The following is a 23,649-nucleotide window of genomic DNA, read 5'->3' as shown; positions in this document are numbered from 1 at the left end:
GGTATGAGATGTAACATTTAAAAAACTGCTTATTCCATCCTACGCCAAGTAGTTCCGTGCGGTCCGTCTTCCAACTCAATTCCTCGACTTAAGAGGTCTGCTCTTATTTGATCAGCACGCCCCCAATTTCGATCAGCACGAGCTTGAAGCCGTTCAGCAATTAATTCTTCAATTTCAGTCTTGTCTTCTTCAGCAAACCCAGATTGTAAAAAAGATGCAGGATCTTCTTGTAATAACCCCATGACCCCTGCTAAATGCTTCAATGTAATCGCCAAATTAGGTGAACGACTCTTGTTGACTTCATGGCTAAGTTGAAACAGAACAGAGAGGGCGACGGGCGTATTAAAATCATCATTCATCGCTTGATTAAACTCATTGACCCAATGATTATCTAATTCACCATCGATGAGGTGACTGTCTTTGATGGTCTGGTATAAGCGCGTTAATGCTTTCTTAGCATTGACTAAATTTTCTTCAGAATAATTCAATGAACTGCGATAATGGCTACTTAAAAGGAAATAACGAACCACTTCAGGATGATGTTGGGCTAAAACGTCAGCTATCGTAAAAAAATTACCCAATGATTTAGACATCTTTTCATTATTAACCTGTAGCATGCCTACGTGCAGCCAATAGTTTGCAAAAGGTTTTTCAGTAGCCGCTTCACTTTGTGCGATTTCATTTTCATGATGCGGAAATTGTAAATCCAACCCTCCCCCGTGAATATCAAATTGCTCACCTAATTCACTCATAGCCATAGCAGAACATTCAATATGCCAACCTGGACGTCCTTCACCCCATGGTGAGGGCCAACTTGGTTCACCCTGTTTTGCCTTTTTCCATAAAACGAAATCTAAAGGGGAACGTTTTTCCTTAACAATTTCTACTCGTGCTCCCGCAACTAATCCCTCAAGATCTTTGTGCGATAATTTACCGTAGTCAGCAAACGAATCAACCTGATAGCATACATCGCCATTATCACTGAGGTATGCACTGCCCTTCTCAAGCAACCGCTCGATTAATTGAATGATGCTGCCGATATGTTCCGTGGCACGTGGCTCAACATCCGGAGGTAAAATATTTAGAGCTTGTGTGTCCTCATTCATTGCCGCAATATACTGGGCGGTTAACTCATCGATTGGTATTGCACGTTCATGTGCGCGTGCAATAATTTTATCGTCAATATCAGTAATATTACGTACGTATTTCACATCATAGCCCTGAGAGCGAAGGTATCGAACAATGACGTCAAAAGAAACCATTGAGCGGGCATGGCCTATATGACAACGATCATATACGGTGATACCACAAACATAGAGGCCAATTTTTCCGGGAGAAATGGAAACAAATGGTTCTTTCGTTCTGGTTAGAGAATTATATAAATGCAACATATCAGCCCCTTCATTTAGAATCTGTTGGCAATCCTACGATCTTGGCCCTAATCCCATGACAACATCCTGCGACCACATCCCTCGTAATTCTCAGGATAACCTGGGTTTTTAGGGCTCTAAATCGTCATTTAAACTCACTCTTCTTTGGTCAACAGACTCTACTATTTTGCCCAAGTATCTTTTAAATCAACGACACGATGAAATGCACAAACTCGACCCTCTTTTAAATCATTAACACAATAGTATCCTAAACGCTCAAACTGAAATACTTCTCCTAATTGCTGATTTGCTAGAGCAGGTTCGCAATAGGCTTGTTGTATTTTCAATGAATCATGATTTAAAAATTGAAAGAAATCCTCTTCTCTTCCAGGATTAGGATCGTTAAATAGGCGGTCATACTCGAGTACAGTTACAGGATAAGCATGTGCACATGATACCCAATGAATGACCCCTTTTACTTTTCTATCTTCCGGGTTTTTTCCTAAAGTTTTTTCATCATAGGTACAACGTAATTCGATAATATTGCCCTGTTCATCATGAACAACCTCATGACATTTAATCACATAGGCATGACGTAAGCGCACCTCAGCTCCAGGAGATAGCCGGAAATATTTTTTAGGTGGCTCTTCCATAAAGTCTGAACGCTCAATAAAGACCTCTCGAGAAAAAGGGAGTTCCCTTGCGCCTGCATCTGGATCTTGCTGATTATATGCAGACTTAAGCATTTCTACTTTGCCTTCAGGATAATTTTCTATAACTACTTTTATAGGATCCATAACACACAAAGCACGCTTCGCTGTTCTGTTTAATTCAGCACGAACACATTCCTCAAGTATGGACATATCAATTACGGAGTCGCTACGTGATATCCCTATGACTTCACAAAATTGACGAATTGCGGCAGCAGGATAACCCCGTTTACGCATCCCTCTTATTGTCGGCATACGTGGATCATCCCATCCGGAAACAGCCTTTTTTTCAACCAAGGTGCGTAATTTGCGCTTTGAAGTGACTGTGTGCGATAAATTTAAGCGAGCAAACTCAGTTTGTATCGGCTTTGCAGGTAAAGGTAAATTATCAACACACCAATCATAAAGTGGGCGATGGTCTTGAAACTCCAATGTACATAAAGAATGAGTGATTTTTTCTAGCGCATCAGAAATAGGATGAGCGTAATCATACATAGGGTAAATACACCATTCATCTCCCGTACGTTGATGATGTGCATGTCGAATACGATAGATTACGGGATCACGCATATTTAAGTTACCTGATTGCATATCAATTTTTGCTCTTAATACATGCGTGCCATCAGGAAACTCCCCTGCTTTCATACGAGTAAATAAACCCAAACTTTCTTCGATTGGTCTATTTCTGTAAGGACTTTCGCGTCCGGGCTCTTGCAAAGTTCCTCGATAAGCTCGAATTTCATCCATGCTTAAGCTATCAACATAAGCCAAGTCTTTTTTAATTAATAATACTGCAAAATCATAGAGTTCATGGTAGTAGTCTGAAGAATGCGTCATTGCATACCATTCAAAACCTAGCCAGCGCACGTCTTCAATAATCGCATTGACGTACTCTTCTTCCTCTTTAGTGGGGTTGGTGTCATCGAAACGCAAATAACAAATACCGTTAAACTCCTGAGCCAAACCAAAATTCAAGCATATAGACTTAGCATGACCTACATGCAAATACCCATTTGGCTCAGGAGGGAAACGAGTCACTACAGACTTATGTTTGCCACTCGCCAGTTCATCAGTAATCAGTTGTCTTATAAAATGAGCTCGTTTTTCAGTTATTTCTGTCATTAGATTTTCCACCACAGTTATTAGGGTCTGTTGACCATTCTACTATCCTGGTCAAAATGGCGAATTGATGATAGCCCTACTCACAAAGCCATCATTTTAAATCATCCATGGCATGTCGCATGGAATAAATTAAATCTGCTCCCGCTTGCAATATATCATCATTCGTATTGTAAGCATCCAGAATTCGCGTAATGAGGGCTGCCCCCACAATAACACCATCTGCAAAACTAGCAACCTCTGCAGCCATTTCAGGTGTTTTTATACCAAACCCCACCATTAAAGGAAGTGTGGTTTGTGTTTTTCGGTGTTGGTATTGCGATTTTAAAGATGAAACATCCAGATCCGATCCAGTAACACCCTTTAAAGACACATAGTACAAATATCCTTTGGCATATTGATTAATTAATGCCATTCGCTCATCTGAAGTCGTAGGCGAACACAGAAAGATACTGTATAAACCATATTTTTGCCAGACTTTTGCTACATCTTCACTTTCTTCTGGGGGTAAATCTACCAGAATGGTTCCATCCACACCCACTTCTGCTGCCTGTTGTGCAAAAAGCTCATAACCCAAATGTTCAATCGGATTTAAATAGCCCATTAAAACAATGGGTGTTTCTTGATCTTGTAGTCGAAACTCTTTCACCATGTTCAATACGGTATGGCAATGCACATCTTGAGCAAGTGCACGCTCCATTGCTCTTTGAATAACAGGACCCTCTGCCATGGGGTCAGAAAAAGGAATACCCAATTCTATAATATCAGCTCCGGATCGTACCAACTCATGCATCAGTTGAACCGTGGCCTCTGGATAAGGATCTCCAGCTGTAATATAAGGACTAAGCATTTTTTTGCCTTGAGCTTTAAGGCGCATCAAAGTTTTATCAATTCGATTCATACGGTAATTCCATCAATTTGAGCCACAGTATGCATGTCTTTATCACCTCGACCAGATAAATTCACGATAATGCTTTGTTTCGTTGACATGGTTTTAGCAAGTTTCATTGCATATGCAATTGCATGACTGGATTCCAGAGCAGGGATAATTCCTTCAACCTGCGTTAAAGTACGAAATGCATGCAGTGCTTCATCATCATTAATTGCTTCATAAATGACGCGACCAGTATCTTTTAAGTAGGCATGTTCTGGACCTACACCAGGATAATCAAGACCAGCCGAAACAGAATGAGTATCTTTAATTTGACCGTACTCATCACAGAGTAAATAAGTCCGATTACCATGTAAAACGCCCGGAGCTCCAGCAATTAATGAAGCAGAATGTTGGCCGCTTTCTAAACCCTTACCTCCAGCCTCGACACCATAGATAGCAACGGTTGAGTCATTGAGAAAGGGATAAAATAAACCGATTGCATTAGAGCCACCACCGACACAGGCCACCAAAGCATCGGGTAAATGTCCTGTTTTTTCTAAAAACTGAGCTCGTGCCTCAATGCCAATCACCGCTTGAAAATCCCGGACCATTTGAGGATAAGGATGTGGCCCAGCAACCGTTCCAATAATATAAAAAGTATCATCAATATGACTTACCCAATCACGCATGGCTTCATTTAATGCATCTTTTAATGTTTTTGAACCTGAGGTGACCGGAACAACTTCTGCACCTAACAATTTCATGCGATACACATTCGATGATTGGCGCTTTATATCTTCAGCACCCATGTATACGACACATTCTAAGCCTAATTTAGCAGCTACTGTTGCTGAGGCAACGCCATGTTGACCTGCACCCGTTTCGGCAATGACACGAGTTTTTCCCATACGCTTGGCAAGTAGCGCTTGCCCTACGGTATTATTAATTTTATGTGCCCCAGTATGGTTCAAATCTTCTCGTTTTAAGTAAATTTGGGCGCCACCTATTTCCTTGCTTAAACGTTGTGCATGATAAAGGGGGTTAGGCCGTCCGACATAATCTTTTAATTCAGCATCAAGCTCAGCTAAAAAATCGGGATCTTTTCGATATTTGGCATAAGCCTCTTCCAATTGTTTTAATGCATACATCAAAGTGTCTGCTACAAAAATACCACCATAGGGACCAAAATGCCCGTGCTTATCAGGAAGCTCTTTTTTATTCATGAATCTACCTTCATTAACTTCTCAAAAGTGTTTTTTGGGTGCAGCATAACCCGGGTTCAGAGGACTCATTTTCCAGGTTTCGCCGCCCCAGGCTACTGTACTAATTTCTGCATAAATCGACTCATTTTGCCATGATCTTTGATTCCAGGCGACCTCTCAATACCACTGCACAGATCTACTGCATAAGGGTGACATGATTTAATTGCCTCAAGTACATTAAACTCATCCAATCCACCAGCCAATATATAAGGCTTTTCAACCTTTTTGGGAATAATACTCCAATTAAAAACACATCCACTCCCTCCCCTAACGGTCTCAGAGGGGGTATCCAACAATAAGGCGCGTGCAGCCCCAAAATTTCGAGCTGCCTGATGAATGTGTTCCGCTGAATCAGAATGTATGGCTTTAATAAAAGGTTTCGTAAATTGTTGGCAAAACTCTACAGTTTCATCACCATGAAACTGCAATAATTCGATTGGTAATTCCTCTAGTATTTGATGAACAAAATCTTGCTCAGGATTAACCAAAACAGCAACGGAGTCTACAAATGCAGGAAGATCTGCCAATAATAATTTCGCTTGTTCTATAGAAACACAACGAGCGCTCTTTGAATAAAAAATCAACCCTATAGCATCAACACCCAGATTAATAGCATGTGCGATATCTTCTCTACGCGTCATTCCACACATTTTGACTCGTACACGTGCCAAGTTCAATTATTTCTCCAATAGAAAAGAAGGCCCTGGATTATTCTGTAATATAGAAAATTCCTGAGGATAAGTCACTTGCACTAAATACAATCCATAGGCTGGGGCAGTTTCAGCACCCAATCGTCTATCTTTTGCTTTTAATACCTCATCTACCCATGATACAGGATGTTTTCCTGAGCCTACCGCAATTAATACACCAGCAATATTTCGCACCATATGATGTAAAAAAGCATTGGCAGTAATATCAATGATTACTAAATCACCCATGCGGCTAACCTGTAATTTGTGGATATTCCGCATAGGGGTATTCGACTGACACTCAACGGAACGAAATGAAGTAAAATCATTCTCTCCCAATAACACTTGAGCCGCCTGGTGCATCTGTCGGTGATCTAATTGCCTGTATTGCCAAGTGACATTACTTCGGAATATAGCAGGTCGAATGGCACCATTATAAATGACATAACGATATCTTCTTGCAGTTGCAGAATACCTTGCATGAAACTCTTCCGACAATTCTTTTCCCCACTTAACGCAAATATCTTTAGGCAGAAAAGAGTTTGCACCATGTATCCATGCACGGATGCTGCGAACCTTATCGCAGTCGAAGTGAATTACTTGATTAGTAGCATGTACACCAGTGTCTGTCCTACCTGCACAAACAACAGAAATAGGACTATCTGCTACTTTAGATAAAGCATGTTCTACGGCTTGTTGCACTGTATGCAAGCCTGTTTGTGCTTGCCAGCCATGATACTGGCTACCATCGTACTCAAGCACCAAGGCAATACGCATTGATTATTCCTGATAAAAGGGTCAATTTATAATACAGTATATGTTTTGTCTATACCTTAACATAATTGATTTACAAGTTTATTATTTATTATAGTAATTTATCTTGTTTTATACTCTGATTTTTAATAATCAGGGTATGTTTTATGGTTCGTGCGAATCAATCGATGACCTGTTTCGATCGAATCAACTTCCAACCATTTTATTGATTTATTTCATTCAATTATGATACTTTCTCATGCTGCAATTAATCATTATCAATAATTGTGCATGTCTTTACTATAACGATTATTTAAATTTTGAGACTCATTATGAAATGGAATTTATTTTATCCAGGTATCACCGCTTTATTATTTGTCTGTCATAGCCAATCTTTTTCTAAAAATATTGAAAGCATACAAAATCCACTACCACAATCTATTTTCAATGCTCAAGGTAATTGGTTTTTGGCTCTTGGAGGAGGAGCCCAATTTCCTGAGTTACATTCTCACATGAAAGTAAATAATGGTTCAGAGTTTCCTTCTCCTTATGATTATGATCAATTCTCAATCAATAACGATACTGGGGGAGTTATTGCTGCATCCGCCGGTCGACGTTGGCAGAATAATAATTTCTGGTTTCCCTCCTACTCATTAAGTGTCTTCTGGCAATATTTTTTTAAAACTCAAATCCAAGGTGAAATTACACAATATTCCTTACCCGAATTTACTAACTACTCGTACAACTTGGATTTTACTTCCAATCTTTTATTAGCATCAGGAAAAATTAATCTGTTTCGATACGGGGCATTTTCGCCCTATATTAACGGAGGAATTGGAAGTTCGTTCAACAGAGTCTCTAACTACCGGGAAGAAGCGTTTACTGATGTTACTCCAAAAGTCAGTCCTGGATTTAGGGATTCGAATACCAGTGAATTTGCATATAACGTGGGGGCTGGTATTGATGTGCAATTTTTTCCTCAACTTATTTTTTCAGTAGGCTATGTTTATCAAGATTTAGGCCCTATTTCTTCGGGTCATGGGGTTAATACATGGGCTGAACAATCCTTAAATCCAGGGTCTTATCGAGCAAACGAAGTTTTAGTCACTGCAACTTATCTTTTTGGTGCAGAAAAACCCTTTATAAAATAACAGCCAGTAAAAAATAATGGGATTTTTATTGATAAAACTTCGTTCACAGATGCAGTCTTTGAACTAAACCTATTTTGATTTATAGGATGCTTATTGTCAGGGGCCTTTCCAGGCCGAATCCGCTCAGCAGGCATCCTCCCAAGCATAACGAGGGATTTCCGCTCAATAGCAGGTGGCTATGATGGGAGATCCTTAGTTGCTCTCGTGATAACAACATCAGTTCTAGCTCATAAAATATTCCCGAAAGTATGAGATACTATAGAATCACTCGGGGTGTTATAAAGTAAAATTATCATTATTCTCGTTACTCGAATCCTCATCAATATTTACACGCGGTATTTGCTCTTTAAATGACTTAAAGTTAAATGACCTTTCAGTTTTATGAACATTGTTTCTGTCGTCTATTTTCTTAGAAACTTTACTGAGTTGGTCATCAATATCGGCTCCTGTTGTCCTGTGAATTGCTTCATATAGTTCTCGTGTTACGCTAGATTGACCTCGTGACAATCCAGAAATATGACCTTTGAGTCCGTGCAAATCAGAAAAATGCAGCTCTTGTATGTATTTCAAATTGGCAATGTCATTTTTATGCGTTTTTGGATCGAGATAACTGATAACATCTGAAACAGTTTCCATAACCTTAGTTACTTGTATCGAATCTTTTAATTGATTGATTTGCCTTTCTTTAACTTTAATTTGTTGGGCCAAATCTGCAAGTTGATTTTTTTCTCCCATAGTCGGATCGCGAGGCACCAATATCTGCTTTTCGACTTCCTTCCATGTATCCGGCTCAAGATTAAATTCATCAGGGGCATTGGGATCAATTTCCTGTTTAAATTTAAATGTTTCTGGCTCTAATTCTGTTCTCGTGTATGTTTCGTAAAAGCTACCCTTTAAGGTTCTAACCCGCTCTTGCAAGTCGAGCAACTCCAAATTGAACCTTTCAATCTGCTGTAATTTTGCTCTCATGATATTCCCTCACCATAAAGTATAAAAATCATTCATCCATCCTTTAATTATAGTCCATTCATATTTTGAAATGATTAATTTTTAAACAAGTAAGTTGCGGGGAAAATTTTTTTGTGGTGTCGCCTTGTAAAATTAAAGCCGTAAATCTTCGTTATCCCAGGAGTAGCAAAGAATTTATATGCAGTGGTACGCTGTTCCGATGGGGGTTGCCAGGCTGCGCTCGGGAAGACAACAGCAAAATTAGGATTTCCCTTTGATCTCGTCAATTAAACTTTGTGCTTCTTGTTTTTGAGATTGACTTCCGTGTTCCATGACTTCATTTAAAGAATGCAATGCAGATTCCATATCTTCCATACCTATATAAGTTCTGGCTAGAGCTAACAGTGTATCTAATGCTTTTTTGTTCTTTAAAGAGGACAGATTTTGGGTTCCATCCTCTTTTTGTGGTGGTAAATCGACAGGAACAGAAGGAACAAACTCCACACTATTTCCATCCTCGCTGATTTGCTCTTGAAAATTATTTTCTTTGGCAGCAGGTTTCGTTGTAAGCACATGGTGTAGACCTGATTCAAACTCCAAAAGGTTATCTTCCTGAGTTATATCAGTACCAAAGTTTGTGTCTTCATCTGGAAGGGAAGATGGTTTATTTTCATTTTCAGTCGGGGTAATTTGCAATAATTGCTCATCATCTGCTGTTGTGGATTGAGGTTCAATCGCAAGAGAATTTTTTTCAGCAAACTCATCAACTGGCTCTATATTTAATCCACGCTCAGGGGTGAACTCAGGCTCAGGAGTTAACTCAGGCTCAGGAGTTAACTCAGGCTCAGGAGTTAACTGAGCCTCAGGAGTTAATTGAGGTTCAGGGGTTAACTCAGGCTCAGGAGTTAACTCAGGCTCAGGAGTTAACTCAGGCTCAGGAGTTAACTCAGGCTCAGGAGTTAACTGAGGCTCAGGAGTTAACTGAGGCTCAGGAGTTAACTGAGGCTCAGGAGTTAACTGAGGCTCAGGGGTTGGCTTAGGCTCAGGAGTTAATTGAGGTTCAGGGGTTAACTGAGGCTCAGGAGTTAACTGAGGCTCAGGGGTTGGCTTAGGCTCAGGAGTTAACTGTGACTCAGGAGTTAACTGAGGCTCAGGGGTTAACTTAGTCTCAGGGGTTGGCTTAGGCTCAGGCTTTAACTCAGACTGTTTTAATTTGGTTTCTGGCTTTACTTCCTGTAGTGGTTCTTGCGTCACCATCCCTTCTTTCAGACTCATCATGGGCGGGGTCGAAGAAGATGTTAAGGTAGATCTATCCGTAGCTGAAGGTGAAGCCACTCTTCTTTTTGCTTGCTCCGAGCGTTTAAAATAGAAATAAGCAGCAACACCACCAGCGCCTCCACCAATAAGTAACAACATGAATAAAAGCCAAAACTCGGAGGATGAATTGTTTGCTGAGTGCATGGAACTTGCTTGTCCTGCAGTTGCCATTCGCTCTTTCATCATGGTTTGAATTTGGTTATGCATTATTCGAAGTTCTTTATCACGTTGATCCAATTGTTCTTGCAGCTTTTTATTTTGTGCTTGTAAAAAACTCAATTGTTCTGTCAACAGAGCATTAGACTCTCGTAAGGAATCTACTGCAGCAGTTGTTATTGATATTTCAGCCTTGAGTGTCCTGTTTTGTTCCGGACTTACTTGCTTCGGAGTCACCAAAGACGGAATTGAAGACAGAATATGATCTGGTATAGAAGCTTCGGTCTCAGAAAACTTTGGCACAGGGGGTATTTGAGAGTACTCAACCGTCGCAGCACTGGATGTTTGTCCTGTCATATAGGGTGGAGCCAACACATGATTGATTGTTGTTTTTTCATTCCATGACTTATCATGAGCCATGACTTCAACTGTAGCTAAATTAGCTGGTACCTCGAGGAACTCTTGAGCGGAAGGAATTTTAAGGCGAACACCCGTTTTCAATCCATTTAAATTGCCATCAATAAATGCCCCAGGATTTGCTCCCACAATAGCAAGAACAATTTGCGGTAAAATTGCGTCTGAGGCTTTATATCTTTGAGCAATTTGCCATACATTTTCATTGGACACTGTAGGACCATAAATTGTCTTTTTCTTTTTCCCGCCAGACTCGCCTTGATACTCTCCAGAAGAAGGCGTTGTATTCTGATGATAGTTTGAGAACTTCCTCTGATAAGTTAGACCACTTTGCGCCATAGTACTCGTTAATTTATAACCTGGTGGATCTAACAAAACAGTATAAACTTTAAAGATTTGTCCCTTAGGCCAGTTTAAGTCCACAATAAGCTGCATATAAGGTTCTGTCATCCGTTCGTTGGAATGAACTTGTATAACAAATCCGTGCTTAGTTTGTCTCAAATCGAAAAAAAGAGCACCAACCGCTTCAGAACGCTCAATCCCCAAACTTTGGTAGCTTTGTGGATCAGCAAGCCCCACCCTGATATTTGACAAAGAAATATTGTGGACATCGATTAGCGCAATCTCCGCAAGGAAAGGCTGGCCCAAAGCTGACTCTATTTTCATTTCACCCAAACCGAGTGCGTAAACATATACAGGCACCGTCAATGAAAATAAGGATGAAAATAAAGCAGTTTTTTTCAATCAGAGCTCCATGCCCTTAGCGGGTTGAAGAAGGGAAATTGGTTTTTAAAAAAATTAACATTATTTCCTTATCTATTCAAGCAATTAGAACTTTATTGAACATTTAATGTAGAAATACTTCAATTGTAAATTCCTATTTCTAAATTATCGCCTGTTATCCCTATTTTTCGGCAAAATAGTTGAGTTACTCCTTTAAAATTTCTGACAAAAATGAGCTTCCCATATCAAGAAGAATGATGAATAATAGAATGAATTATTTATTGAGAGTAGGGATAATAAATCATGGAGTTCACTAAAATAAACCCGCTTGCTTTGGGAATCTCTATTAGTATTCCATCAGCAATTGCTTCATTTTTTATGGGTCTAGCAGCATTCGTTTTTTTTGCTGATAAACCCATTGTAGGAATGGTTGGAACTATGTATTTATCCTATAATCCCTCTCTGGCTAATGCTGGCCTAGGCGCAGCCATAGTACTCATTAACACATTCATTAGTAGTTATATTGTTGCATGGATATACAACTTTCTACTGGATTATATTAGATAAGTGTCGTTTCTGGAGTTTTATCCTGGTTGTTTACAATACCATGATAATTGGAGGCTACATAACACTCTTCAATCGAAATAAAATCATACCAGCAAGTTTGCAATAACATTAAAGTCTTGTATCCCATTTCAATATTTGTTGCAATGAGTTGATCTAAAAGCAATTGTAATTGTTCCTGCTGATGTATTGATTGTTTTGCTTTCGGTTTATCTTTACACATTTTGGTAAACATAGTCTGAAACCTCTCTTCTACCATTCTTGGAACCGTAGAATTGCCATCGAAAATACGATGGTCTGCACTGATGGATACTGGCAACATATCTTTGGGTTCGAATGATTGAGTATCTTTTTGCCAAACAAGCTTTCGGTCAACTTCCATTATGGTAAATCTCATGGCCTCGGTTTTGCGAAGAGGAGCCATAGATTGCGTATAGCCAAACACTCCAATATTACTTAGCGTAATATAGGGAGTTCCTGCAAGTGGATATGGATATGTGTTATAGGCATATTCATAAACCATATCTTTCATGAGCTGTTGTACTCGTGGATTTGTTTTTTCTAGCTGTTCGCGTTTTTTATAACAATAAACCATCATAGACACTATAGTTCGAATTTTTGCGGATAATTCATAAAAACTGAGATTATGACAATTTTCAAAAACAATTGTCCCTAAATGATCACCACAACCTGGTAACATAACAACCAGACCAACATAAGCTTCCTTGGTTTGAAAGATTTTTCTAAAACTTAAATAATTTCTGTGATGATCGGATAATGTCATCCACGAACTAACAGCCTGCAACATCAACGTAGTCAAAGTCTCTGAAGCAAATTTTTTATTAAAAAAATCGAGGCAGGAAATATCGATACTAAATTGTCCTGTCATGGTTGGATCACTTGGACCATCCCACTGAGTCATGAAGACTTTTCGAATAGGAGACATTTCCACTTCCCGATTTGATTCGGTATAATTTTGTACTCTTGGTAATACCTCATCCGCAAATTCAATAAAGTTTTTCCAGTTTTCACTTGGCTGGAGATTCACTTTGCTGAGTTGCTGCGTATGTTTTTTATTGAGAGACTCTTTAAAATATATGACCCCTTCGACGCCCAATAAAGCACATACTGAAGACATATATTTGTACTGCATAAAAATATTGGTTATCAATTGTTCTTCCAAATAAGCAATTTTTGGCCTTATTTGGTCAGTGTCTGGCAATCCAATATCACGATATAAATCTGCTTCGCAAACATGGCGATGTTCATCTTCTAGAATTGTTTGGAATACTTTTGGCGCCACACCATATCGATGCAAACTCTCAAAAATTTCTTCGATCCATCCTTCACCAATAAGGTTAAGCAACATAATCGCTACTTTGGGACACGTTTCATTACGTATATAGTTACAAATAATTTCAATCTGCGGACTGTATGGAGGTGGAGAGGCATAAGGCGCACACAGCATGTAAACAATTTTAGTAAATACTAAACCATGAAATATTTCGTCTAGTAATTGTTGACGCATGCGCTGTCTGTATTCCACAGTAGACATTTTGGATTCAAATTTAAGAGGAATTTGAACGGCTAATACTTCGAGCTGTGCTAAAAGTGAGAATGTATAAATATAGAAAAGCTTATCGGATTGAAGCTCAAAAGGTAAACCATCGCAAAATAACTCATTGATCCTATTTTTAATGAGTTGTTTCTCATCCGCAGTAATCTTGTTCCACCCTTCTAAAATCCATTTTTCAGCACCCCAAGATGGTCTAAGTAATTCAGTTAGTTCATCCACGATATTTACCATAAAATCAATGATTTTCCAGTATAGACACAGCAAGCTCATGAGTCAATCATACTTCTTCAGTAAACCTTTTGCGTCATTTATGCTCTCTCTCTTTTTAATTACAACATTTCATCTTAATGAAGAGACATTTTTAATTTATACCAGCTATTCAACCACTTCCCATGACTAGGATAATGATTAATAATGGAATTGGTTATTATGATGAATAAGGTAATTATCATGGCTTTTGGGAAAATAGATCCGGTTTCTTTAGGCGTATCTCTTGGCGTTCTCTCAGGTACATCTACCTTTTTTATGGGATTGATGATTTTGATTTTTAATACCGGGAAGCCCTTTAATGGCACGATGGGGGCAATTTATATAACCTATGATTTTTCTTTTCTCCAATGTTTGCTTGCTGGAGTAGGTGTATCGGTTAGTACCTTCATTGGAAGTTATATCATAGCTTGGGCTTACAATTTATTGAGACACAGGGTTAATAGTTAGCACAAACAGGCTGTGCAAGAAATAATTGGGCTCTAATGAATGATGCGAGCCCCATTAATCCTATTGCATTACCACCCCCTCTAATTCATAATTTATTACCTTGCTTTTCTTCTGGGTAACTATGTCAGCATCTCTAATTGATGGAAAAGTCGTCTCTTCTCTTCGTCGAGATATATTGAAAGAACACGTACGCGAGTTTATAAAAAAAGCACATCGAGCACCTGGCCTTGCTGTCGTTCTTATTGGCAACGATCCTGCTTCTACTGTCTATGTAGCGAACAAACGTAAAGCGTGTGATGAGGTGGGTATTAGCTCACACTCCTTTGACTTACCCGAAGAAACAACTCAAGAAGAATTACTTAAGCTTATCGATGATTTAAACCACTTTGATCACATTGATGGAATTCTCATCCAACTCCCATTACCCAAGCATATTAACGAACGTGTCGTTATTGAACACATCAAACCAGAAAAGGATGTTGATGGCTTCCATCCCTATAATTTAGGACGGCTCGCTCAGCGTAATCCATTACTACGTCCATGTACCCCGCTGGGTGTCATGCACTTATTGAATCATTATCAGATTGACGTTAAACGGAAGCATGCGCTTGTAATCGGCGCATCGAATATTGTTGGTCGGCCTATGAGTTTTGAATTACTCCTGGCAGGAGCAACAGTCACAATTGCCCACAAATTCACCCAACAATTAGAAAAATTGGTACACATCGCTGATCTGGTTATCGTAGCAACAGGGAAAATGGATGTTCTTGATACTGAGTGGCTTCGTAAAGATCACATCATCATCGATGTTGGTATTCATCGATTAGCAGATGGTAGTATTCGCGGCGATGTAGATTTTAAAAGCGCAGTAAACAAAGTTTCATGGATTACACCAGTACCTGGAGGTGTTGGGCCTATGACCATAGTGACATTGCTTGAAAATACACTTAAGGCGGCAACTCTAAGAAATAGTTAGTGTACCAAGCAGGCACTTAATCATTATTTTCCTGGGTTGGCGTCTAAGCCCGGGTTAAAATAATTATTTGTCTAAAATATCCCAATCAAAATCACCACTCAACTCATCAAAATCATCTTTAAATTCTTCTTTTAAACGTTTACGCTCAAGTTTTTCTTCGAGCATACGTCTCACGTTCTTTCGATGATCTGAAGAGTCAATATCATCATCATAATTATAATCAGAGAATGATTGGTCATCATAATCTTCGTGAAGTCCCATAGCTTTCCCCTTTTATACTCTCTCTTAAAAAGAGTATAGTAGACAATCATTAAAAATGTTTTAGGAACCCCATGCTCAGTTATCAACACGGCTATCATGCAGGAAATTTTGCAGATGTAATCAAACATATTGCTTTAACACGTCTTCTGGACTATTTGATTCGTAAAGAAAAACCCCTATTTTATCTTGAAACGCATTCAGGAAAGGGTTTATATGATTTAAAAAACAAACAAGCTGAAAAAACACAAGAATACAAACAGGGTATTGAATTGGTCTGGTCGGAACGAGATTCACTGCCGCCTGTTTTTCAAGACTACATTCAAGTCATTAAGAAACTTAATCCTACTCATGCTTTAAGATCCTATCCCGGTTCGCCTTTTTTAGCCATCAACAAATTACGAGAACACGATAGAATGTATTTTTGCGAGCTTCATCCTAGGGAATTTGAAGCACTGAACCAATTGCATCGATTGAATAAAAAGGTACATTTTAGCAATACTGACGGCATAGTAGCGATGAACGCATTACTTCCTCCGCCAGAAAAGAGAGGACTGATTTTTATTGACCCTTCTTTTGAAGTAAAAGAAGAGTATAAAGAAATTCCTATTGCAATAAAACATGCTTATTCCCGTTTTGCTACAGGAGTGTTTTGTCTTTGGTATCCATTGGTCAATAAAAAATTAACTGATAAACTCAATAGAGGTATGAAAGAAATTAACGCCAAAAATAGTTTACACATTGAGTTCAGTCTGACGTCAAGTTCCATCGAGGGTATGACGGGTTGTGGTCTATGGATAATCAATCCACCTTTTACCTTAGCAGAAGAAATGCAAATAGTATTAAACTCGCTGAAAGTTTATTTTAATCCAGGTGTTTCCTCTTACCTTATTGAGAGCCATACATGACTATTGTACCTATCCCTGCTTTTGCAGATAATTATATTTGGTCGATTGTTGACAAAAGCACAGGCCTATTTGACTGCGTTGATCCCGGTGACGCAGAGCCCGTATTGAAATTTGCTCAGGAAAACCAGCTAAAATTAGGTGCCATCCTAATAACTCACCACCATCAAGATCATATTGGTGGTGTTAGTCAATTACTCAAAGCCTATCACTCATGCACAGTGTACGGTCCCAGTGATCCACGTATTCCCAACATAAATATTACTGTGCAAGAGAATCAAATTATCAACGTGGGAAAATGTGTTTTCAAAATTTTATTCAATCCAGGACATACCTCAAGCCATATTAGCTATTATGAACCTCAGCAAAAATTATTATTCTGCGGCGACACACTCTTTTCAGCGGGTTGTGGGCGTGTTTTTGATGGAACTTTAGAGCAATTGCATCAATCACTAAATTTGTTTAAAAAATTACCTCTCTCTACAAAAATATTTTGTGCCCATGAATATACCCAACAAAATTTGCGCTTTGCACAGACAGTAGAACCTAATAACTCTACGATTCAAAAATACTTGCAAAAGATACAAAACTCACCCAATTCGTGTACCCTTCCGTCAACCTTAGAACAAGAATTGTCAATTAATCCCTTTTTACGTACTGATCATGCAGAAGTGCAAAAATACGCATTAACACATGGTGCGACATCAAAGAGCTCATTGGAAATATTTAGAGTTCTAAGAGAGGAAAAAAATGCTTTTAAATAATTAACCAGAGAGAATTATTTTAGTTCTTAATGAATTAGATGAATGCAAAAAGGGTTTAATCCCGTAACTAATTTTAGTAAACTCGATAGCCAATAACATTCATAGGTAATAGCCATTGAAAAATAAGTTTTTCAAAATAAAAGATTTTTTATTCTGTTTACTCATTTTTTTTGGTATTACTAATGGGCCATTAGCACTCGCAGCGCCAGATGTATGGGAAGTATTGCGCAATGAATTCACCTTAAATCATGAAACGTCCCGAGCCGAGGTGCAAGCGCAAATTAGATGGCTGGTAGCTCATCCGAGCTATCTTCATAAAGTATGTCGTCAATCCGAACCCTACATTTATCATATTATTGTTGAAGTCAAAAAAAGAAAGCTTCCTGGTGAATTAGCCCTGCTCCCCATGATTGAAAGCGCTTTTGACCCTTTTGCATACTCTGGAGCTGGTGCTGCTGGTTTATGGCAATTAATGCCACGTACAGGAGCAGGCTTGGGCTTAAAACAAGATTGGTGGTTTGATGCCCGACGTAGCATCAGCTCATCAACTGATGCTGCATTAAGCTATCTCATGTATCTCAATAAATTCTTTAATGGCAATTGGGTATTAGCCATAGCAGCTTATGATGCCGGAGAAGGAACAATTGATCGGGCGATAAAAAGCACAGGAAATCGCTCAGTGAATTTTTGGGAACTACCTGTTCCAAGTGAAACTCAAATTTATGTTCCACGCCTGTTTGCACTCGCGGAAATCATCAAAAATCCAGGTCAATATCACTTAATATTACCTGAAATCCCCTACCTTCCTTATTTCCAGGAAGTTAATATAGGAAGTCCAATTGATTTGAACCACGCTGCAAAAATGGCGGGTATTAGCTATAGAGAGCTCATTAAATTAAACCCAGGGTTTAATCGTTGGACCACTGATCCCCATAAACCGATTAAATTGCTTATTCCCGCGGAGAAAGTACACCAATTCATTTTAAATCTTGCCAATCTTCCTGAGGAAAAACGGGTCAGCTGGGAAAAACATAGGGTGCAACCGGGGGATAGCCTAGAAAACATTGCGGTTCGATATCACACAACAGTGAGTTTAATAAAACAATTAAATCAGCTAACAACAGATCAAATAAGTCCCAATCAATCCATTTTGATCCCCAGTACTAAAAATGCTCCTGTGGTTATTAAAAAAGAACCCGCTGCTGCGACCATCCCCTTAGAGCATCAAATAGCAGCAGTACGAAATCATCGTGTCATTCACATTGTTCGGGAAAATGATACGTACCAAAAACTGGTAAAAACTTATGGTGTCAGTCCCCAAGATATTCAGACATGGAATAAATTAGCAAGCAATCAACCCTTAAAAAAAGGGCAACAACTGGTGATATGGAAAAAAGTAAATCAACCGATTCAATATATTGTAAAAAAAGGCGATAACCTTAGCGCCATTGCCCAACAACATAAAACCAGCATAGAGCGTATTATCGCATTAAACCCCGGCCTAAAGCGCAATGAACCATTATATTCTGGACAAAAATTATTCGTTGGTTAGTTTTGTCTTAGGAATAACTATGTCGATTTCTTTGGATTTTAGGCTTATATCATTCTGCTCCAGATATAGGCGGATCGTTTTTATGAACTCCATAATTGGACGTAATTAACAATTATTTTTCATTTCTGGTATAAAGCAAGGAGGAGAGCACAAAAACTTGTGTTATAATCAAAGTAATTTATTTTATTGTATTTAAGATCTATGAAATTACTATTTGATTTTTTTCCTATAGTCTTATTTTTTATAGTATACAAATTTTTTGGTATCTATACCGCGACAGCTATTGCCATGATTGCGTCTTTAAGTCAGGTAGCTTTTTACAGATTAAAATTCCAACATTATGAAAAAATGCATTTAATAAGCCTCGCGATCATTATGGTTTTGGGAGGAGCAACACTTTTCTTCCACAATCCCTGGTTTATTAAATGGAAACCAACTGGTATTTATTGGCTCTCAGCACTTGCTTTTTTCAGCTCGGGTTATATCGGAAGTAAACCATTAATCCAAAAAATGATGGAAGCCAATGTAACACTCCCTGGAAAAATCTGGCATAGGCTTAATATGGCATGGGTATTATTTTTCCTTTTAATGGGTGCAGTAAATATTTATGTTGCCTATAACTTCAATACTGATGCCTGGGTTAACTTTAAGTTATTTGGTGGGGTTGGTTTTACTCTGCTTTTTGTGTTAATTCAAGCTTTTTATCTAACAAAACATATGGATGAAACCGGCCTTGAAAAACAATAGGAGCAAGAATGAGACTATTGCTAGTTGAAGATGACGAGTTACTTGGGGATGCGGTCAAAACGGGTTTAACCCAGTTTGGCTATATTGTTGATTGGCTTAAAGATGGTGAAGCCGCTCGTGCCGCTTTAAAATCTGAGTCATTTGAGCTAATTATTTTGGATTTAGGCTTACCTAAACTCTCCGGACTTGCATTATTACAAAGTGTTCGACATGATGGAAATCCTACTCCCATTATTATTCTTACTGCTCGCGAATCAGTCGAAGATCGGGTAAAAGGATTGGATAGTGGAGCAGATGATTACCTGATAAAGCCCTTCGACCTCAATGAACTCAGTGCACGAATCAGAGCTCTGGTCAGACGCTCACAAGGCCGTGCTGATTCAGTTCTGCAATATAGAAATATTACTCTGGATCCGGCTGCTCACTCAGTATTCGTTGATGACGTTTTAGTTAATGTGCCACGCAGAGAGTTCGCACTGTTACAAAAGCTTCTCGAAAACAGCGGCCAAGTTTTATCCCGCGAACAATTGATGCAAAGCATTTATGGTTGGGAAGAAGATGTTGACAGTAATGCATTGGAAGTTCATATTCACAATCTACGTAAAAAGCTCAATGCCAACTTTATCAGGACGATAAGAGGTGTTGGATATATGGCAGAAAAAAATGATGGTATAGCTGTATCGTGAAATCATCTATAAGAAAATTTCTTCTCATAAATCTATTGTTGGCCATTACTATAACGACCACATTAACTGCTATAGGTAACTACTATCTAGATCAAAAAGACATTCAAGATCACTTAGATAGTTTAATGGCCGTCTCTGCTCTTTCATATCAAGCGTTATTAGGCGATGATCTCCATGAACGCCCTCTCTCTAAAATTCAAGAGGCACTTGAAACGATCCCTCAAAAAATTGATACCTACTATCAAAAGCGATTTTTGAATGAAGAACCTCCGGAAAACTACCTCGATAAGTTTAATTTTCAGGTTTGGACCAATGGCGGGAAATTATTGTTGCACTCATCTTCAGCACCCAAAATTCCTTTAACCTCTGAAGTGGATGGGTTTAGTGATAAAAAAATATCAAAACAAGATTGGCGTGTTTTCACTACCTACAATGATAAAGCTGGAATCCGGACTGTTTTAGCCGAGCGTTACGATACACGAAATGAACTGGGTCATCGAATCGCGCAAGATGATCTCTACATCATGCTTTTAACTTTTCCATTATCTGGTTTGCTCATTTGGATTATTATTGGTCGAGGATTAGATAGCCTGGACAAAGTGGCTGAAGAGGTGGCCAACCGAGCCCCCAGCCATCTTGAGCCTGTTGATTTGCACGAGGTACCTGAGGAAATCAAGCCAGTGATTGATGAGTTAAATAAATTGTTCTTTAGACTTAAAGAAGGATTTGAACGCGAAAAACGATTTGCTGCTGATGCAGCACATGAATTACGCACCCCACTTGCTGCACTTAAAACACAAGCACAAGTTGCCTTACATTCTAATGATGTGGAAGAAAAAAACCAGGCATTACAAAAACTGATTGCAAGCGTTAACCGCAGTACCCATATAGTCCAACAATTGCTTACTATGAGTCGGCTTGTACCCGAAGCGGCTCATATGGAAGAAAAGGATGAAGTCAATTTAAGCAGGCTAACCCGCGAAATACTTGCCATGCTTGCACCAGCTGCCGTGGAAAAACAAATTGACCTTGAATTCGAAAGCGATGCTGAAAATTTGACTATTTATGGCAACTCAACTGCGCTGGGAATATTAATTCGTAATCTTGTAGATAACGCGATACGCTACTGTAATGAACATGGTCGGATTATAGTGCGTTTAGCTAAACTGCAGAGTGAAATAATGCTTGAGGTCTGTGATAATGGACCAGGAATTCCTCCAGAATTACAATCGCGTGTTTTTGAACGTTTCTTCCGCGTTCTCGGAAACAAGAGTCCAGGCAGTGGTCTTGGCTTGGCAATAGTTCAACAGATCGCAGAGTTACATGGTGGAAGACTCATGTTGGATACTCCAAAAGAAGGCACCGGTTTAATTGTAAGATTCTTTGTGCCCATACAAGAAAAATAGATTTTTCGTAGACCGGATTAGTAATCCGGGTTTATATGCAAAGTTCCCCGATTACGATAAGCTAATCCCGACTACAAAACACCCAAACTACAATCTGTTACCCAAATTATCGAACCGCCAAAACTTGTAGTGCTTCACGAATTAACTGTTCACAACTTTTAGAGCCATCATTTATTTTATTGACTGCTTTTAAAGCCTCTTGAGGCTTATAGCCTAAAGCCTCTAAAGCACTCACCGCTTCATCTGGTCCATTCATCAGAGGAATCGCTTTACTCAGTGAGTTAGAAACGGTGCCAGAAAACTGTTTTATACTGTCACGCATTTCAACAACCAAACGCTCCGCGGTTTTTTTACCAATCCCGGGCAATTTCATTAAAAAAGAGGCATTTTCCTGTTGAATGCACTGTATAAACTCATTCGGGGTAGTACTAGAAAGTATCGACATAGCGACTTTTGGGCCAATACCATTTACCTTAATTAACGCTCGGAACAACTCTCTTTCTTGTCGCTCTAGAAAACCATATAACAATAAAGCATCCTCACGCACTACAGTATGTATGTGTAATCCTATAGAACCATTAATGCTTTCTAGTTGAAAAAAAGTATTTAGTGAAGTTTCAACATCGTATCCAACGCCATGGACATTAAGAACCAATTTTCCTGGTTGATGTTTATCTATAATCTGCCCATCCAACCAACCAATCATCTCTTCCGTCTCCTCAATCCTCGTCTGCCAATTACAGATGATAAATTATGACGCATATGACTATGACATATCGCTATAGCCAATGCATCCGCAGCATCTTTTTGTGGTGCCTTATTCAATGCAAGAAGACTTACAACCATATGGCTTACCTGAGCTTTTTCTGCAGCCCCATAACCAACCACCATTTGCTTGATTTCACGCGCTGAATACTCACTTACTTTCACCCGATGTGATGCTGCAGCAACCATCGCCACGCCTCGAGCATGCCCTAATTTTAAGGCTGAATTGGGATTTTCATGCATAAATACCTGTTCGATCGCAACCTCGGCTGGTGAATAATGGTCCATTAATTGACAAATACCATCATAGATTTGCAATAATTTTTGACTTAACTCACTCTCTGGATTAGTACGTATACAGCCACTATCGATGTATTCGATTTTACGGTCTGATTCTTTTATCAGACCGTATCCGGTTATCCTTGATCCAGGATCTATCCCTAAAATAATGCTCATTAATTCATTGATTCTAATAATTTTTCTGAAAACTCAGCATTGCTATAGACCTCTTGCACATCATCAAGGTCTTCCAGCATATCAATTAACTTTAGGAGACTTTCTGCCGAATCATCGTCGATAGGAACTAAAGTTTGTGCCCGCATGGTTAAATGCGATTGTTCAATTTCCAGGCCTGCCTCTGTGAGCGCATTTAATACACTATGATAGGCCTCAACAGGAGTAATTACTTCAATTTGTCCTTCATCTACAGAAACATCGCTGGCTCCCGCATCTATGGCAATTTCCATAACCTGTTCTTCGGACTGACCAGATGCCATCAAAATCTCTCCCTGATTGGTAAAGAGATAAGATACCGAACCGTCGGTTCCCAAATTGCCACCATTTTTCGTAAATGCATGACGCACTTCGGAGACAGTTCGATTCTTATTATCAGATAAACAATCGACCAGAACCGCAACTCCGCCAGGTCCATAGCCCTCGTAACGCATGGCAGTCATTGCTTCGCCATCAAGTCCGCCAACACCACGTTTGATAGCGTTATCAATTGTATCTCGCTTCATATTCGCACCAAGCGCTTTTTTAACCGCATCTCTTAATCGCGGATTGGAGGATTCTTCCCCTCCTCCCATACGTGCTGCTACGGTAATTTCACGAATTAATTTAGTAAATATTTTTCCACGTTTTGCGTCTTGAACCCCTTTACGGAATTTAATATTTGCCCACTTACTATGACCTGCCATAATACTACCTCAAACCCTTATTTAATTTTGTATAAATTATACATGCTC

23 protein-coding genes are annotated in these 23,649 nt (G+C 39.1%); 10 read left to right on the top strand and 13 right to left on the bottom strand.

Going from position 1 to position 23,649, the window contains the following annotated elements; translation table 11 throughout:
* Window positions 1-29: 29 nt before the first annotated feature.
* The 6 genes from cysS to truA all read right to left on the bottom strand — a co-directional run bounded on the left by cysS (window position 30) and on the right by truA (window position 6,801).
* A complete protein-coding gene (gene cysS, locus OQJ13_RS15325) occupies window positions 30-1,391 on the bottom strand; it encodes a cysteine--tRNA ligase (protein WP_265711719.1) in 1,362 nt (453 codons plus the stop codon).
* Window positions 1,392-1,552: 161 nt separating this feature from the next.
* Window positions 1,553-3,202 carry a glutamine--tRNA ligase/YqeY domain fusion protein gene (locus OQJ13_RS15320; RefSeq protein ID WP_265711718.1) on the bottom strand — a complete coding sequence of 550 codons (1,650 nt, stop codon included), beginning with the start codon at window positions 3,200-3,202 and terminating at the stop codon, window positions 1,553-1,555.
* 91 nt (window positions 3,203-3,293) lie between these two features.
* Window positions 3,294-4,100: a tryptophan synthase subunit alpha gene (gene trpA, locus OQJ13_RS15315; protein WP_265711717.1), complete on the bottom strand. Its 807-nt coding sequence runs from the start codon at window positions 4,098-4,100 to the stop codon at window positions 3,294-3,296.
* A complete protein-coding gene (trpB, locus tag OQJ13_RS15310; RefSeq protein ID WP_265711716.1) occupies window positions 4,097-5,296 on the bottom strand; it encodes a tryptophan synthase subunit beta in 1,200 nt (399 codons plus the stop codon). Before trpB ends, trpA begins: the two co-directional genes overlap by 4 nt.
* A 92-nt stretch (window positions 5,297-5,388) precedes the next feature.
* Complete coding sequence (locus tag OQJ13_RS15305) at window positions 5,389-6,012, bottom strand: phosphoribosylanthranilate isomerase (RefSeq protein ID WP_265711714.1); 624 nt, start codon at window positions 6,010-6,012, stop codon at window positions 5,389-5,391.
* Window positions 6,013-6,801, bottom strand: coding sequence for a tRNA pseudouridine(38-40) synthase TruA (truA, locus tag OQJ13_RS15300; protein ID WP_265711713.1), 789 nt, complete (start codon window positions 6,799-6,801; stop codon window positions 6,013-6,015). It abuts the gene before it with no gap.
* 308 nt (window positions 6,802-7,109) lie between these two features.
* Between truA and OQJ13_RS15295 the strand changes: the two genes are divergently transcribed.
* Window positions 7,110-7,928 carry an outer membrane protein gene (locus OQJ13_RS15295; protein WP_265711712.1) on the top strand — a complete coding sequence of 273 codons (819 nt, stop codon included), beginning with the start codon at window positions 7,110-7,112 and terminating at the stop codon, window positions 7,926-7,928.
* Window positions 7,929-8,204: 276 nt separating this feature from the next.
* Here OQJ13_RS15295 and OQJ13_RS15290 read toward each other — a convergent pair whose 3' ends face one another.
* Both OQJ13_RS15290 and OQJ13_RS15285 read right to left on the bottom strand, forming a co-directional pair.
* Entirely contained in the window at window positions 8,205-8,897 is a 693-nt protein-coding gene (locus tag OQJ13_RS15290) for a hypothetical protein (RefSeq protein WP_265711711.1), read from the bottom strand.
* A gap of 240 nt (window positions 8,898-9,137) precedes the next feature.
* A complete protein-coding gene (locus tag OQJ13_RS15285) occupies window positions 9,138-11,507 on the bottom strand; it encodes a FimV/HubP family polar landmark protein (RefSeq protein ID WP_265711710.1) in 2,370 nt (789 codons plus the stop codon).
* 282 nt (window positions 11,508-11,789) lie between these two features.
* On the opposite strand from OQJ13_RS15285, the gene OQJ13_RS15280 reads away from it, so the two are divergent.
* A complete protein-coding gene (locus tag OQJ13_RS15280; protein ID WP_028381911.1) occupies window positions 11,790-12,053 on the top strand; it encodes a hypothetical protein in 264 nt (87 codons plus the stop codon).
* Here OQJ13_RS15280 and OQJ13_RS15275 read toward each other — a convergent pair.
* Window positions 12,046-13,896: a 2-oxo acid dehydrogenase subunit E2 gene (locus OQJ13_RS15275; RefSeq protein WP_265711709.1), complete on the bottom strand. Its 1,851-nt coding sequence runs from the start codon at window positions 13,894-13,896 to the stop codon at window positions 12,046-12,048. The two genes, OQJ13_RS15280 and OQJ13_RS15275, sit on opposite strands and share 8 nt — an antisense overlap.
* A 159-nt stretch (window positions 13,897-14,055) precedes the next feature.
* On the opposite strand from OQJ13_RS15275, the gene OQJ13_RS15270 reads away from it, so the two are divergent.
* The gene (locus tag OQJ13_RS15270; RefSeq protein ID WP_265711708.1) at window positions 14,056-14,343 is read left to right on the top strand and encodes a hypothetical protein; all 288 of its coding nucleotides are present in this window, start codon (window positions 14,056-14,058) and stop codon (window positions 14,341-14,343) included.
* A gap of 121 nt (window positions 14,344-14,464) precedes the next feature.
* Entirely contained in the window at window positions 14,465-15,319 is an 855-nt protein-coding gene (folD, locus tag OQJ13_RS15265) for a bifunctional methylenetetrahydrofolate dehydrogenase/methenyltetrahydrofolate cyclohydrolase FolD (protein WP_265711707.1), read from the top strand.
* A 63-nt stretch (window positions 15,320-15,382) separates the two neighbouring features.
* Here the strand turns inward: folD and OQJ13_RS15260 are convergent, their stop codons facing one another.
* Window positions 15,383-15,580 carry a PA3496 family putative envelope integrity protein gene (locus tag OQJ13_RS15260; RefSeq protein ID WP_028381915.1) on the bottom strand — a complete coding sequence of 66 codons (198 nt, stop codon included), beginning with the start codon at window positions 15,578-15,580 and terminating at the stop codon, window positions 15,383-15,385.
* A gap of 71 nt (window positions 15,581-15,651) precedes the next feature.
* On the opposite strand from OQJ13_RS15260, the gene OQJ13_RS15255 reads away from it, so the two are divergent.
* From OQJ13_RS15255 to OQJ13_RS15230, 6 genes are all read left to right on the top strand, one after another.
* Window positions 15,652-16,485 carry a 23S rRNA (adenine(2030)-N(6))-methyltransferase RlmJ gene (locus OQJ13_RS15255; RefSeq protein WP_265711705.1) on the top strand — a complete coding sequence of 278 codons (834 nt, stop codon included), beginning with the start codon at window positions 15,652-15,654 and terminating at the stop codon, window positions 16,483-16,485.
* Window positions 16,482-17,246: a hydroxyacylglutathione hydrolase gene (gloB, locus tag OQJ13_RS15250; RefSeq protein ID WP_265711704.1), complete on the top strand. Its 765-nt coding sequence runs from the start codon at window positions 16,482-16,484 to the stop codon at window positions 17,244-17,246. Before OQJ13_RS15255 ends, gloB begins: the two co-directional genes overlap by 4 nt.
* A gap of 115 nt (window positions 17,247-17,361) precedes the next feature.
* A complete protein-coding gene (locus OQJ13_RS15245; RefSeq protein WP_265711703.1) occupies window positions 17,362-18,798 on the top strand; it encodes a lytic transglycosylase in 1,437 nt (478 codons plus the stop codon).
* Window positions 18,799-18,999: 201 nt separating this feature from the next.
* Window positions 19,000-19,545, top strand: a complete 546-nt coding sequence (locus tag OQJ13_RS15240) for a septation protein A (protein WP_028381919.1) — start codon at window positions 19,000-19,002, stop codon at window positions 19,543-19,545.
* An 8-nt stretch (window positions 19,546-19,553) separates the two neighbouring features.
* The gene (locus tag OQJ13_RS15235) at window positions 19,554-20,231 is read left to right on the top strand and encodes a response regulator (protein WP_028381920.1); all 678 of its coding nucleotides are present in this window, start codon (window positions 19,554-19,556) and stop codon (window positions 20,229-20,231) included.
* Complete coding sequence (locus OQJ13_RS15230) at window positions 20,228-21,637, top strand: ATP-binding protein (RefSeq protein ID WP_265711702.1); 1,410 nt, start codon at window positions 20,228-20,230, stop codon at window positions 21,635-21,637. Before OQJ13_RS15235 ends, OQJ13_RS15230 begins: the two co-directional genes overlap by 4 nt.
* A 106-nt stretch (window positions 21,638-21,743) precedes the next feature.
* On the opposite strand, the gene ruvA is transcribed toward OQJ13_RS15230, so the two are convergent.
* From ruvA to OQJ13_RS15215, 3 genes are read right to left on the bottom strand one after another with little or no spacing between them, the layout of a single operon-like run.
* Window positions 21,744-22,343, bottom strand: coding sequence for a Holliday junction branch migration protein RuvA (gene ruvA / locus OQJ13_RS15225; protein WP_265711700.1), 600 nt, complete (start codon window positions 22,341-22,343; stop codon window positions 21,744-21,746).
* Window positions 22,340-22,858, bottom strand: coding sequence for a crossover junction endodeoxyribonuclease RuvC (ruvC, locus tag OQJ13_RS15220; RefSeq protein ID WP_265711699.1), 519 nt, complete (start codon window positions 22,856-22,858; stop codon window positions 22,340-22,342). Before ruvC ends, ruvA begins: the two co-directional genes overlap by 4 nt.
* Window positions 22,858-23,601 carry a YebC/PmpR family DNA-binding transcriptional regulator gene (locus tag OQJ13_RS15215; protein ID WP_028381923.1) on the bottom strand — a complete coding sequence of 248 codons (744 nt, stop codon included), beginning with the start codon at window positions 23,599-23,601 and terminating at the stop codon, window positions 22,858-22,860. Before OQJ13_RS15215 ends, ruvC begins: the two co-directional genes overlap by 1 nt.
* Window positions 23,602-23,649: the final 48 nt, after the last annotated feature.

Source organism: Legionella sp. PATHC035 (assembly GCF_026191115.1).
In the GTDB taxonomy this organism is placed as follows: Bacteria; Pseudomonadota; Gammaproteobacteria; order Legionellales; family Legionellaceae; genus Legionella.
The sequence above is the reverse complement of the archived record's forward strand: the minus strand, read 5'-3'. Positions and strand labels throughout refer to the sequence as shown.